Here is a 14,006-nt window from a genome sequence, read left to right as displayed (position 1 = left end):
GTTCATGGGCTGCGCGGCTTGTCCCTTCCCCGGGGCGCCAACCCAGACACAGAATGCCGGGGGAGGGGGTACTGAGGAGACATAGATGAAACAGCACGTGAAGTTGGGGATGTCGGCCCTGGCCTTCGCTGCGGCGATCGCCTGCGGCCATGCAGCGGCTGGCGAGGCGGAAGCCAAAAAGTGGGTGGACAGCGAGTTCCAGCCGTCGTCGCTGGCCAAGGACAAGCAGATGGCCGAGATGAAGTGGTTTATCGACGCCGCCGCCAAGCTCAAGGCCAAGGGGGTCACGCAGATCAACGTGGTGTCGGAAACCATCACCACGCACGAATACGAATCGAAGACGCTCGCCAAGGCGTTCGAGGAAATCACGGGTATCAAGGTCAACCACGACCTGATCCAGGAAGGCGACGTGGTCGAGAAGCTGCAGACCTCGATGCAGTCGGGCAAGTCGATCTACGACGGCTGGATCTCGGACTCGGACCTGATCGGCACGCACTACCGCTATGGCGCGATCCTGCCGCTGTCCGACTACATGGCCGGCGCCGGCAAGGAATTCACCAACCCGGGCCTCGATATCAAGGACTTCATCGGCACCAAGTTCACCACGGCGCCCGATGGCAAGCTCTATCAGCTGCCCGACCAGCAGTTTGCCAACCTGTACTGGTTCCGCGCCGACTGGTTCGCGCGCAAGGACCTGCAGGACAAGTTCAAGGCCAAGTATGGCTATGACCTGGGCGTGCCGACCAACTGGTCCGCCTACGAGGACATCGCCAACTTCTTCTCCAACGACGTCAAGGAACTCGACGGGAAGAAGGTCTATGGCCATATGGACTACGGCAAGAAGGATCCGTCGCTGGGCTGGCGCTTCACCGATGCCTGGTTGTCGATGGCCGGTACCGCCGACAAGGGCCTGCCGAACGGCATGCCGGTGGACGAGTGGGGCATCCGCGTGGCCGAGGACAAATGCACGCCGGTGGGCGCGTCGGTGTCTCGCGGCGGCGCCACCAACAGCCCGGCCGCCGTCTACGCGCTGACCAAGTACATCGACTGGATGAAGAAGTACGCGCCGCCGCAGGCGATGGGCATGACCTTCTCCGAGGCTGGTCCGGTGCCCGCGCAAGGCCAGGTTGCCCAGCAGATCTTCTGGTACACGGCCTTTACCGCCGACATGACCAAGAAGGGCCTGCCGGTGGTCAACGCCGATGGCTCGCCCAAGTGGCGCATGGCGCCGTCGCCGTACGGTCCATACTGGAAGCAGGGCATGCAGAACGGCTACCAGGACGTGGGCTCCTGGACCTTCTTCAAGAACACGGACCCGAACCGCCTGGCCGCCGCCTGGCTGTATGCGCAGTTCGTGACGGCCAAGACCGTGTCGCTCAAGAAGTCCCTGACCGGCCTGACCTTTATCCGCGACAGCGATATCAACAACGAGTACCTGACCAAGAACGCGGCCAAATACGGCGGTCTGATCGAGTTCTACCGCAGCCCCGCGCGCGTGGCCTGGACACCGACCGGCAACAACGTGCCCGACTACCCCAAGCTCGCGCAGCTGTGGTGGAAGAACGTGGCGACCGCGGTGACCGGCGAGAAGACGCCGCAGGCCGCGATGGACACGCTCGCCGAGGAAATGGATCAGGTGATGGCCCGCCTGCAGCGTGCCGGCATGAGCCATTGCGCGCCCAAGCTCAACCCCAAGAGCGATCCGTCCAAGTGGTTGTCGTCGGAGCACGCACCGTGGAAGAAGCTCGACAACGAGAAGCCGAAGGGCGAGACCATCGCCTATGACAAGCTGCTGCAGGCGTGGAAGGAAGGTAAGGTGCGCTAAGCCGGAGGTACGCCGTTGGCTGGCATGACGGCGCGACGAAGGGGTGAGGCGGCGGTGGTGCCACCTCACCCTTTTTTCTTTTGTCTGCCGGCTTCAGGAGGCGGTGACTGGCGCCGAGGCGGGCGAAGCGTGGCGCGCCTTGCCATGGCGCTTGGCCTCGTAGAGCGCCATGTCCGCGCGCATGAACAGCTCGCTGACGGAGCTGCCGTTGTGCGGGTGGTGCAGGGCGGTGCCGACGCTGGCGGTGGCGACGAACGGCTGGCCGTCGACCACCAGCGGCCGCATCGCGGCCTGCACCACGGTGCGGGCGAGGCGGTCGACCGTCCCCGGGGTGCTCACGTTGTCGAGGATCACTGCAAACTCGTCGCCGCCGATGCGGGCCACCGCGTCGCCCTTGCGCACGCATGCGGTGAGGCGTTCGGCAAAGGCCTTCAGCAGACGGTCGCCGACGGCATGGCCATGCGTGTCGTTGACGGCCTTGAAGTCGTCGAGGTCGACCAGCAGCAGTGCGGCGCGATGGCCGTCCTCGTCGGCGCAGGCCATGGCCTCGGCCAGGCGGCGGTCAAAACCCTTGCGGTTGAGCAGGCCCGTCAGGTGGTCGGTCAGCATCTGCGCCTCGAGGTGCTGCAGGCGCGCGCGTTCGTCGGTCACGTTACGCGCGAACATATGCAGGCCGGTCACGGTGTCGTGCGCTTCGTTCCAGGCCGGCTGGTACGTGACTTCGACCCAGGTGCCGTTGGTACATTGGCGCGTGACGGTAATCGATTCGCCGGCCCGTGCCTGGGCCAGGTACGGTTCGTTGGCCACGTATTCCTGCGTGCCCCAGAGCTCGCGCAGGGTCAGCCCGACGATATCCTCGGGCGCCAGACCGAAGGCGCCCGCATACGCCTGGTTGACGTAGGCAAAGCGTTCCGATGCATCGATGAACGAGACATAGTCGGGCACATGGTTGGCAATCGCCTCCATGCGCTTCTCGCTCGCATCGGCACGGTCCTTGGCCGCCTTGAGCGCGTCCTCGCGTTCGCGCAGCTGACGCATGACGTCGGTGAACGCGCCCGCGAGTTCGCCGATCTCGTCGACCCGCCCGACCGGCAGGTCGTCGATCGCGGCGGGGCGCGTGGCGAGCTGGCGCACCGTCCGGTGGAGGCGCTCCAGCGGCGCCAGCAACTGGCGCATCACGGCCCACATCAGCAATCCCGCCAGCACCAGCGATACCATGCCCACGGTGAAGGCGCGTTTGCGGATCTCCAGCAGCGGCGCGAAGGCTTCCCCGGCCGGCAGTACCGCCACCACCTGCCAGCCATTGGCACTGAGCAGATAGCGCGCGACCACCGGTTGCTCGGGGAGAAACCACTCCCAGAACGAGCTGGGCCGCTCGGCGCCGCACGATTCGCCCACCGCGCGAGCCGGACCGAGGATGCGCTCCGGCTCGGGGTGCAGCGCGTAGCGCGGGCTCGGTCCTGCCGAGACCAGGCAGTAATAGCCGGTCACGCCCACGCGGCTGTGCGCGAGCTGGCGCAGAAAATTCCTCGCGCTCAGGTTGAGCACGCCGCCCACCACCGCGCGCAACTCCCCGTCGGGTCCGCGCAGCGGTATGGCGAGGATGATGCCGGGCGCCGAAGAGAATTTGCCCTGCAGGAGGTCGGAGACCGCAAACGGCGCGCCGTTCTTGATGGCCTTGAAGTAATCCCGGTCGCTGACCGAGGCCTTGTAGTCTTCGGGCACGGCAGTGCTGAACGCGAGCGTGCCGTCGGGCCATGCCATCAGCACCGCATTGAAGCTGTCCGGCATGTCCACTGCCTCGCTGGCGATGCGCCGCAATTCGGCGGGGGAACGGGACAGGTCGGAGGACAGGTGGCGCGCCAGACGCCGCAGGACGAGTTCGCGTGACTCGATCTTGTCATCGAGCTGATCGGCCACCATCTTGACGAGCGTGTCCTGCTGGTCCTGCAGCAGGATCTTGAGGCTGTCGTAGGCGTAGTACTGCGCGAACCCCGCGCGGACCACGAGAATGAGCGTGACCGCGAGCGCAGCCGCAATCGCCATCCGGTACTTCAGGGAGTGCCGCATGAATCTCTTCTTTTCATGCGCGCTCAGGGCGCGCACTGACCCGTTATTTGGCGCCCCGGGCTTCTGTACCACGACCCTGCCCGTCTTTCGGCAACCGCTTCTAGCGTAGCAGAAGAGCCGCCGCGCAAACCGTGGACTAGTCCAAATGGACGTGCCCGTCTGGCGCGCTCGCCGGCCTGTTACGCGGTCCAGGTGTATCGGGCGAGACACGAGAGGGAGACTGCAAGCGATAAGGTCCGGACCTGATCATGCGCCCGGCGGTCAGGGGCAATGTTCCAGCGTTGCCGCCAGCCAGTCGATGACCGGCCGAAAACGTGAGGCGCCGCGGAACTCGGCGGGATAGGCCAGCCAGATCTCGCGCTCGACCTCCGGCACCTCGCGCACCAGGGCGAGGGCAGCATCGTCGCGGCCCAGGTAGTGGGGCAGCAATGCCGCGCCCAGACCGGCGCGGGTGGCCGCATGCACGGCCACGAAGCTGTTCGACTGGAACGCATAGCGGCGCCCAAGCGCTGCCGCCCATCCGACTTCCGGCAGCACGAAGCCTTCGTCGAGCAGTCCGCACAACGGGGCCTGGTCCGGTGCCGCCACGGTGCGCGCCGCGTAAAAGCCAAAGCGGACCGTGCCGACGCGCTGGGCCACCACATCGGCTTCCTGCGGCCGCGCCAGCCGCACGCCGATATGCGCGCGGCGCCGGGCCAGGCTGCTGACCCGGTTGTCCAGCTCCAGCCGTACCTCCAGTTCCGGATGATCGGCATAGAGGGCCGGCAGGTGGGGCGTCAGGAAGTGACTGCCGAGCGCGGCAGTGGTAGCGACGCGGACCACGCCAGACACGCCGGCGGAGGCGCCTTCAAGCTCGCGCAGCAGGCGCTCCGCGGACGCTTCCATCTGCCGCGCCGCCGCCAGCGCATTGCGCCCGGCCGCGGTCAGCGCGAAGGCACCGTCGGCCCGGGTGGCCACGGGCTTGCCCAGGGCCGCCTCCAGCCGGCGAATGCGGCGGATCGCGGTGGCATGGGTGATATCGAGCTCGCGCGCGCAGGCGGAGTAGCTGCCGGCCCGGATCAGCGTCGACAGCGTCAGCAGGTCGTCCCAGCAAAGTGTGCTTTTTTGCACAGTCTGTGTGAAGTTGTGGCTAATTGGCGCACAGCATAGCGTGTCATACCATCGCTGCAAAGGTGGCGCCTGCGTGGTGTGCGTCGGCTGCGCCGTCCGCATCCCTGTGCGCCGCCGGTCCCGATCTGCTGTGCTTAACACCGGAGTTTCCTGCCATGTCTGCCCCCTTTACCCTGCTCGATGCCGCCGGCGCCAGCCGCAAGGTGCCTGCCTGGGACGATGCCGTGCTGTTGTTGATCGACCATCAGCAGGAATATGTCGATGGCCGCCTGCCCCTGAGCGGCATGCCCGCGGCGGTGTCCGCCTGCGCGGACCTGCTCGGCCTGGCACGCCGGCACGGCACTCCCGTGATCCATGTGGTGCATCACGGCAAGAGCGGCGGCGCGTTCGATCCGGCTGGCCGCTTTGCCGACATCATCGACGGCCTGGGGCCGCGCGACACCGAGGTCACCGTGGTCAAGCACCTGCCCAACAGCTTTGCCGGCACCGAACTGGCGGCCCGGCTGGGGGCGCTCGGGCGCAAGGACCTGATCGTGGCGGGTTTCCAGACGCATATGTGCATTAGCGCGAGCGTGCGCTCGGCGCTCGATCACGGCTATCGCTGCACGGTGGTGGCGTCGGCCTGTGCCACGCGTGACCTGCCCGACCCGCTTGGCGGCGAGCCCCTGCCGGCTGCCGAACTGCATCGCGTGACGATGGCGGCGCTGCACGACCGCTTTGCCACGGTGGTCGCCGACACTTCGGCCTGGCATTGACGCGCGGGCCGTGGTCCGGCGGCATGCGCAAAGGTGAAAGGGGCTGACCGGTCAGGCATACTAGCGGCTTCGTCAAAACCAGCCGCCCCATCCCGCATGAAGCGCATTCTCGTCATCAAGATCACCTCGCTTGGCGATATGGTCCATACCTTGCCGCTGATCTCGGATTTGCGGCGGGCCTATCCCGAAGCAAAGATCGACTGGGTCGCGGATGCATCGTGCGCCGATATTCCGCGCTGGGCCGTGGGCGTCGAGCGCGTGATCGCGCCCCCGCTGCGCCAGTTCAAGAAGCAGCGCACGTTCCGTACGCTCGGCCGCATCATCGGCGCGCTGCGCGAGTTGCGGCGCGAAAAATACGATGCGGTGGTCGATGTCCACGGCGTGTACAAGAGCGCCATCATCGCGCGCCTGGCACGCACGCGGCGCCGTTACGGCTATGCCGCGGAATTCCTCGGCGAGCCGCAGGCCGTCTTTGCCTATACCGATATCTTCGGCCCGCACGGCGATGCCACCTGCCGTCACAAGATGCGCATGGTGGTGGCCAATGCGCTCGGCTACGAGATCGAGCCGCGCGAAACCAACGCCTTGCGCGTACCGGCTCCGGCCACACCGCTCAATGCCGACGGCGTGCCGCGCTGCATGCTGTTCCATGCGACGTCCGCCGAGGTCAAGAAGTGGCCGCAGGCCAACTGGATTCGCGTGGGCCAGGCGCTCACCGCGCGCGGCTACCGCATCCAGTTGCCGTGGGGCTCCGAGCAGGAGCGCGCCGAGTCCGAGGCGTTGGCCGCGTCCATTCCGGACGCCGAAGTGCTGCCGCGCATGACCATCACCGAATGCGCGCAACGCGTCGATGCGGCTGCGCTCGTGGTCGGCATGGATACCGGTTTCGTGCACCTGGCCGATGCGCTGGGCAAGCCGTCGGTCATGCTGTTCACGGCCACCGACGCCCAGCATTTCGGCATCCATACCGAGGGCCAGTCGTTGTCGATCGGCGATCGCGGCGCACCGCCGAGCGTGGAAGCCGTCATGGCCGCGGTGGATGCGGTGACGGGGCAACGTGCGCCGGCGCCGGCGCCGGGAGGCGTGGCGGCTTGAGCCCGGGCGGGTGCGCCGGGGAGCCTGGATCAGTCCGCACCCGCCGAACCGTCCGAGCCATCCCAACCATCCCAACCATGCGAACCGGATGAACCATCGCCGGGCACGAAGGCATGGCCCGTGTAGTGCCAGTAGTCAAAGCGCAGCACGGTCGAGCCATCGGCGCTCATCAGCACGTCAAGCACGTGCGGCGTCCGCCGTAACCACATGATGGCCGAGTAGCGCGACACCGCGCCCAGCTCCGGCGGCGTGGCCAGGCGGTCGCCATGGCGCAGCGCCAGCCGCAGGATATGCACCGGCACAAAGCTCGCGCGTTCCTGCATGCGGGCATGCGCGCTCTCGGCATAGAACAGGGGCGACTGCGCCAGCGCCATAAAGCGCCGGCGCAGCGCACCGACCGCCGTCGGCGTCACCGCTGCGCCGCAACCGGCCACGCCCAGCGGCGTCATGCCGCGCACCCGCGCCGTCCACAGTCCGCCCACCACCAGCAGCCGGTCGCGCAGGTCCGGCTCCGGCAGGAACGTGGTGCAGGCCCACACCTCGATCACATCGCCGTTGAGGTCGTGCAACTGACAGCGGCGCGCGAACGCACGCTGGTACCCCACGATGCAGTCGAGTTCCTCGTCATAGACCGGCAGCACATCGCGCGGCAGCCGCCACGGCCGGATCTCGAAGCTGCCCGCCGAGTGGGGGTAACGGCCCGTCCAGGCACGGGCGCGTGCGCAGAGCGCTTCGATGGGCAACATCCCGCATCGCTCCATGGCAACGGAAAGCCACCACGCTATCGCGCTGCCAAAGGCTTGCGTATAAGACGATTCTGAAAACTGCCGGGAGGGCGGTGCCGGGGCACAGGCCGCGCGCAGAGGGCGCCTATGCCGGCCGCCTGCCTTGCTCGAGCAGGCGGTCCATGTCTGCGGCGCAACCGTGCATCATGCCGGCCGGATCATCTCGAAGCGGTCGCCGGTCTGCGCATAGTCGGCACGGTAGCCGGCACGCATGATCGGCTGCGCCAGGAATGTATCGAACAACCCGTCCTTGAGGAATTCCGCGCGGATATGCACGCCGACCACCTGCCCGAGGACCAGCCAGTTCGGCATGGGCTGGCCGTCCACGGTCTCCAGGCGGATGACTTTCATCACCTTGCATTCCAGCGCGGCAGGAGATTCCGCCACGTGCGGCACGGCCACGCTGCGCCCGGCCACGGGCGTCAGGCCGGCGAGCGCGAACTCGTCCACCTCGCTCGGCACGGTCGCGGCGGTGGCGTTCATCTTTTCCGCCAGCGTCAGGCTCGCCATGTTCCACACAAACTCACCGGTGGCTTCGATATTGCGGATGGTGTCCTTGTACCCTTCGCTGGAGAAGCCGATCACCGGCGGGTTGCTGGCAAACGCGCCAAAAAAGCTGTACGGCGCCAGATTGAGCTGGCCGGCTTCATTGCGGCTGGAAATCCAGCCGATCATGCGCGGCGCGACGATGGCCTTGAACGGGTCGTGCGGCAGGCGATGTCCGTCGGCGGGGCAATAGAAGTGGACGGCGGAGGAAGCGTCGGAGCGTGCGTCAGGGGCAGACATGGCGAGAGATCGGAAATCAGCGAGAACAAGCCGCAAGTCTCGCACGGCTTGCCGATTGCTGCAGGAATTTCCAGAAACGAACGCTAATGCCGCGCGCCGTGCATGGCGCGGCATAACGATCGCGAGCGCGCGTCCGTCAACTCATATTTCAATGAAAACGGAAGGGCCGCGATGCCGCCGGACCCTGCTTGACGAAAGCCCGGAACGCAACCCACACTCACGTCGCGATCCAGGGCGGACACCCCCGAAACGGCGGCACCTCACGAGACGTTCACGAGATGGAGAGGGTGATGAACCAACACCGTAGTTATCCGCTTCACGTCTATCTATGGGCGCTGTTCGGAACCCTGGTACTGGTGGTCTGCGTGCTGACCGCGGCCATCAATTTCATGCTGACCAAGTCGGCGCTCGAAGCCTCTGCCGCGGACGCGCGTCACCGCCTGACGCGCGAGACGCTGAACGACGTGGAGCAATTGCTGGCGCCGGCCGAACTGGCGGTGCGGCTGATCAGTCATAGCTCGCTGGCCGCGGCCACCACCACGCTGGCACGGCTGGCACAGCTGCCGCTGGTGCGCGACGCGCTTGAAACCTCGCCGGTGCTGCAGGCGTTGTATGTTGGCTACGGCGACGGCGATTTCTTCTTCGTGCGCCCGCTGCGCGACGAGGAAGAGCGCGCGCACTATCAGGCGCCGCGCGCGGCGGACTATATCGTGCGCAGCGTGGAGCGGGAGGGCGAGGTCCGCGGCGGACACCTGTACTACCTCGACGCCGACCTGACCGTGCTGCGCACGGTGGCCATTCCCGAATTCGCGCAAACCTACGATCCGCGCACGCGCCCGTGGTACGTGGCGGCGGTGGCGGCCGGCGGGCTCGCCCGTACCGATCCGTACGCGTTTTTTTCCGATCGCGGCGCGGGCGCCTCGCTGGCGATGCCGATCGGCAACGGCGTCGTGGTGGGCGGCGACTTCCGGCTCAGCGCGCTCGGTCAGATGCTCGCGCTCAAACGGTTCACGCCGGGCGCCATGCTGGCGCTGGTGGATGCCACCGGCCACCTGATCGCGGTCGACCGCAAGCCGCCGGCGGGGGTGTTGCCGGGCAACGCGGACGATTATGGCGTGCCGGTGCTGCCGGCCCTGATCGGGACCATCGGCAGTCTTGGCGAAGCCGCCGCCCGGCAGGAGGTCATGAGCGTGGGCGGCGCGACGTGGTACACGTCGATCGATCGCCTGACGCCGGGTGGTGGCAAGCCGCTGTACCTGCTATCGGCGATTCCGCAGGACGAGCTGCTGCACGCGGCCACGCGCCAGGCACAGACCGAGATCGGCATGGCCACGCTGATCTTCCTGCTGGCATTGCCGGTGATCTGGATGGCCGCCCGATTCGTCGCCCGGCCGTTGCAGTCGCTGGCCCGCGACGCCGACGCCACGCGCCGCTTCGACTTCGTGCAACCGGTCGCGATCCGCTCGCGCATTCGCGAAGTCAACGAACTGGGCGTCCGCATGGACGACATGCGCCGCACCATCCAGCGGTTTCTGTCGGTGCTGCGCACCGTATCCGCGGAAACGCGACTGAGCGACTTGCTGCCGAAGCTGCTACGCGAGATGCTCACCGCCGCCGGCGGTCACTCGGGGGTGCTCTATCTCGTGGACGACCGCGCCATGACGGCCGGCGCGGCGTTGGACCGCGACGGGCGGCAGATCGCCACGGCGATGGCGCCCACCACGCTCGACGCGACCCTGGCGCTGATCCGCACGGCCGCGGCCGACGGCACCGCGCGTGCGCAACGACTGTCGCGCGAGACCCTGGCCGGGGCCGGACTCGGTGGCCTGACCCCGCCGGACGCATCCCATGCGGCCGCCATTCCACTGATCAACCATCACCAGGAACTGCTTGGCGTGATCCTGGTCTTTCGCGATACGCCGATGGACGACGCGCAGCTGGCATTCGTCGGCACGCTGGCCAACCTGTGCGCCGGCGCGCTGGAATTGCACGAACTGACCAAGGCGCAGCACGATCTGTTCGATGCCTTTATCAAGCTGCTGGCGGGCGCCATCGATGCCAAGAGTCCGCATACCGGCAGCCATTGCGCACGTGTGCCGGAGCTCACCAAGATGCTGGCGCGCGCGGCCTGCGATGCGCGCGAGGGGCCGTATCGCGCATTCCAGCTGAGCGACGCGGAATGGGAGGCGCTGCATGTGGCCGCGTGGCTGCACGACTGCGGCAAGGTGACCACGCCTGAATACATCATCGACAAGGCGACCAAGCTGGAGACGCTGTACGACCGCATCCACGAAGTACGCATGCGTTTCGAGGTGCTCAAGCGCGATGCGGAGATTGTCTACCTGCGTGGCGTGGCGGCCGGCGACGATCCGCACGCCGCGCGCGAGCGGCGCGACCGCGAACTGCGCCAGCTCGACGAGGATTTCGCGTTCGTGGCTGCCTGCAATCGCGGCGGCGAGACCATGGCACCCGCTCATCAGGAGCGGCTGCACCGCATCGGCGCGCGGACGTGGCTGCGTACGCTCGACGATCGCCTCGGCGTCTCGTTCGAGGAACTGGACCGCAAGTCGCGCGTGCCGGCCGCGCCGCTGCCCGTGCTGGAGCCGCTGCTCGCGGACAGGCCCGACCACATCATCGAGCGCGGCCCGCACGACCTCATTCCGGCTGACAATCCGTGGGGTTTCCGGCGCGACACGCCGCGGCACCTCTATCATCGCGGCGAGCTCCATAATCTGCTGGTGGCGCGCGGTACGCTGTCGGCGGAGGAGCGCTTCAAGATCGAGGACCATATCGTGCAGACGCAGATCATGCTGTCGCGGCTGCCATTTCCCAAACATCTGCGCCAGGTCCCCGAGATCGCCGGCGGCCATCATGAAAAGATGGACGGCACGGGCTACCCACGGGGGCTGCGCCGCGACGAGATGAGCCCGCTGGCGCGGATGATGGCGATCGCCGATATCTTCGAGGCGCTGACGGCGGGGGATCGGCCCTACAAGAAGGCGAAAACGCTATCGGAGTCGGTGCGTATCATGTCCAATCTGAAGGCGAATCAACATATCGATCCGGACCTGTTCGACCTGTTCCTGAGTTCGGGCGTCTATCGCCAGTACGCGGAGCGGTTCATGGCGCCGGAGCAGATCGATGAGGTGGAGATAGCGCAGTATGTCGGAGAGCGCGTTGCAGTCTGAATTGAGATTGACGTTGGCGGAAGTGGATGCGGCGGAGCGGGCGGCGCTCTATCGCATCATGGCGTTGCGCCGCGATTGCCGGCACTTTACGCCGGGGCCGCCGTTGCCCGAGGCGCAGCTGGAGCGACTGCTGGAAGCGGCCAACCAGGGGCCGTCGGTGGGGCTGATGCAGCCCTGGCGCTTTCTGCGGCTCAGTACGCCGGCGTGGCGCGCGCGGTTGATGCCGCTGATCGAGGCCGAGCGCCAGGCTACGGCGCAGGCCCTGGGTGCGCGCCAGGCCGAGTTTCTGCGGCTCAAGGTCGAAGGCATTCGCGACTGCGCGGAGGTGCTGGCCATCGTGCTGGCGCCCGACGATGGCACCGTGTTCGGCCGCCGCAGCATGCCGCGCGAAATGGCGTGGGTGTCGGCGGCGTGCGCGGTGCAGAACCTGTGGCTCGCCGCGCGGGCGGAGAACCTCGGTCTCGGCTGGGTCTCGATGTTCGATCCGCACGAGCTGGCGCGGGTGCTGGGTTTGCCGGAAGGATCGCAGCCGCTCGGGCTGCTGTGCATCGGGCCGGTGCCGGGATTCTATGAGGAGCCCATGCTGGAGCAGGTGGGCTGGCGCAAGCGGCGCGGGCTGGACGAGGTGCTGTGGCAACCCGCCGACCCCAACCCCAACCTCGACCCCAACCTCGACCCCAACCTCGACCCCGACCCGGACCCCGGCGCCACCCCCGTTACTGCTTGACGTCCTTGAGCGCCCGGTCGCGCGTGGCCGTCGCTTCCGTGATCAGGCGGTACGCGGCGTAGTACTTGTAGATGTTGCGCACGTAGGTGGTGGTCTCCATGCCGATCTTCTCGGCTACCACGATCTCCACGTTGTTGAACCACTTGTTGGCGTCGAGTCCGCGCTGCGCGGCCTCTTTGCGCATGCGGGCGATATTGGCCGGGCCCGCGTTGTAGCTCGCAAACGCAAACAGTGTACGGTTGTCGGCGTCGAAACTCGCATCGCCGAAGTACCGGCTCATCAATCGATCCATGTACTTGGCGCCAGCATGGATGTTTGATTCGGCCACGGTGATGCTGCCCACGCCGAGCTCCTTGCCGGTGCTCGGCATGATCTGCATGATGCCGATGGCGCCCACGCGGCTCTTGCGGCGCTGGTCGAGCTGCGACTCCTGATAGCCCTGCGCCGCCAGCATCAGCGGGTCGAAGCTGTATTGCGCGCCATATTTGCGGAACAGCGCGAGGGTCTGGTTGAAGCGTTGCAGCTCGCTGTCCTCGGTGTTGTTGCGAATCTGCTTGACGCGCGTCATGGCCTGCTTGAGGCGATAGTCGATCACGCCTTGTTTCTTGGCGTAATTCACGTAGAAGTCCACGGCGGCCTGGCGCAACTGCGGGCTGTTCTTGCGGATGGCCCATCCGATCACGCCGTGGTCGCGCAGCACGAGGTCGTCGCGCACCTTCAGCGCCGGCAGGATCTGCGCCCACATCGCGGCTTTCCAGTCGTCCACCACCGCCAGTTGCAGCAACCCCGCATTCAGCATCTCGAGGATGTCCTCGTCCTCCAGCGCGTCGGGTAGCAGAACGATCTGCAACGGCGGCTTGCCGGCCTTGCGCAGGCGGGTGTCGAGCGCGACCAGGCTCTCGTGGTAGCTCGATGCGCGGCGCACATGCACGCGCTTGCCGGCGAGATCGTCGAGCGACGCCACGGTGGGGGATTTGGGGCCGGTCACCACGACTTCATGCACAGCCTTGCGATCGTGCGCCGCGACAAAGTCGACGATCTTCAGTCGTTCGTCGGTCACGGTCAGATTGCCCGCGGCGATATCGCCGAGGCCCGCGGCGAGGTCGGGCAGCAGCCGCTCACGCGTGGTCGGGAGCAGGATGATGGTCAACGGACGCTTGCCGAGCCGGTCGGCATAGGCCTTGTTGACGTAGCGCTCGAAGTCGCGCACCAGCTCCGCGGCAAGCCCGCGCTCATGCCCCTTGTCGTTGAAGTAGAGCGTGCGGCTGTACGGCACCAGCACCCGTATCACGCGGCGCTCGAGCATGGCGTCGAAATCGCCTTGCCACGGCCTGACCTTGAGGCTGAGCTGCCGCGGTGCAGCAGCCGGCGCAGAAGCCGGCACCGCAACTGCTGCGGCCGCATTGGCTGGTCCGTCAGCGGCGTCCGTAGCAGTGAGGAACAGGAATCCCACCAGCGCACACACAACGTGAATGGACCGCATGACGGCCTCCATCTGCCAAGGACAGCTTCGTTGTTGAGTCTAGTGCAATTGCGGCGATCTACGATGGTCCGTACCCTCGCACCGCGATACATTCGGTCTCAGACACCAACCGGCATCCTGTCCTGTCTTTGAACCGACGCTTCGACAGCTTTCATGCTGTCTTGCGTATTTGCTGTGGCGCA

The 14,006-nt window shown here is 66.8% G+C and carries 10 protein-coding genes; 5 read left to right on the top strand and 5 right to left on the bottom strand.

The window, feature by feature from the left end; genetic code table 11:
• Positions 1-97 precede the first annotated feature (97 nt).
• Positions 98-1,825: an ABC transporter substrate-binding protein gene (locus DFLDMN_RS06475; protein WP_423198341.1), complete on the top strand. Its 1,728-nt coding sequence runs from the start codon at positions 98-100 to the stop codon at positions 1,823-1,825.
• Positions 1,826-1,918: 93 nt separating this feature from the next.
• On the opposite strand, the gene DFLDMN_RS06470 is transcribed toward DFLDMN_RS06475, so the two are convergent.
• A complete protein-coding gene (locus tag DFLDMN_RS06470; protein WP_423197644.1) occupies positions 1,919-3,895 on the bottom strand; it encodes a diguanylate cyclase domain-containing protein in 1,977 nt (658 codons plus the stop codon).
• Between the two features lie 261 nt (positions 3,896-4,156).
• On the bottom strand, positions 4,157-5,005 hold the full coding sequence (locus DFLDMN_RS06465; protein WP_423197643.1) for a LysR family transcriptional regulator: 849 nt from the start codon (positions 5,003-5,005) through the stop codon (positions 4,157-4,159).
• Between the two features lie 155 nt (positions 5,006-5,160).
• Here DFLDMN_RS06465 and DFLDMN_RS06460 point away from each other — a divergent pair, with 155 nt between their 5' ends.
• Together DFLDMN_RS06460 and waaC are read left to right on the top strand one after the other, a co-directional pair.
• Positions 5,161-5,760: a cysteine hydrolase family protein gene (locus DFLDMN_RS06460; protein WP_423197642.1), complete on the top strand. Its 600-nt coding sequence runs from the start codon at positions 5,161-5,163 to the stop codon at positions 5,758-5,760.
• Between the two features lie 96 nt (positions 5,761-5,856).
• Positions 5,857-6,855 carry a lipopolysaccharide heptosyltransferase I gene (gene waaC / locus DFLDMN_RS06455; RefSeq protein WP_423197641.1) on the top strand — a complete coding sequence of 333 codons (999 nt, stop codon included), beginning with the start codon at positions 5,857-5,859 and terminating at the stop codon, positions 6,853-6,855.
• A gap of 29 nt (positions 6,856-6,884) precedes the next feature.
• Here waaC and DFLDMN_RS06450 read toward each other — a convergent pair whose 3' ends face one another.
• Together DFLDMN_RS06450 and DFLDMN_RS06445 are read right to left on the bottom strand one after the other, a co-directional pair.
• Positions 6,885-7,601: a hypothetical protein gene (locus DFLDMN_RS06450; protein WP_423197640.1), complete on the bottom strand. Its 717-nt coding sequence runs from the start codon at positions 7,599-7,601 to the stop codon at positions 6,885-6,887.
• A gap of 183 nt (positions 7,602-7,784) precedes the next feature.
• Positions 7,785-8,426 (bottom strand): flavin reductase family protein, encoded by a 642-nt coding sequence (locus DFLDMN_RS06445; RefSeq protein ID WP_423197639.1) that lies wholly within the window; start codon positions 8,424-8,426, stop codon positions 7,785-7,787.
• 290 nt (positions 8,427-8,716) lie between these two features.
• Here DFLDMN_RS06445 and DFLDMN_RS06440 point away from each other — a divergent pair, with 290 nt between their 5' ends.
• Positions 8,717-11,614, top strand: a complete 2,898-nt coding sequence (locus tag DFLDMN_RS06440; protein ID WP_423197638.1) for an HD domain-containing phosphohydrolase — start codon at positions 8,717-8,719, stop codon at positions 11,612-11,614.
• A gap of 7 nt (positions 11,615-11,621) precedes the next feature.
• Positions 11,622-12,341, top strand: coding sequence for a 5,6-dimethylbenzimidazole synthase (bluB, locus tag DFLDMN_RS06435; RefSeq protein ID WP_423198340.1), 720 nt, complete (start codon positions 11,622-11,624; stop codon positions 12,339-12,341).
• On the opposite strand, the gene DFLDMN_RS06430 is transcribed toward bluB, so the two are convergent.
• On the bottom strand, positions 12,331-13,824 hold the full coding sequence (locus DFLDMN_RS06430) for a transglycosylase SLT domain-containing protein (RefSeq protein WP_423197637.1): 1,494 nt from the start codon (positions 13,822-13,824) through the stop codon (positions 12,331-12,333). The genes bluB and DFLDMN_RS06430 overlap by 11 nt on opposite strands.
• Positions 13,825-14,006 lie beyond the last annotated feature (182 nt).

The sequence above is a fragment of the Cupriavidus sp. H19C3 genome (assembly GCF_049393815.1).
Lineage (GTDB): Bacteria > Pseudomonadota > Gammaproteobacteria > Burkholderiales > Burkholderiaceae > Cupriavidus.
The sequence above is the reverse complement of the archived record's forward strand: the minus strand, read 5'-3'. Positions and strand labels throughout refer to the sequence as shown.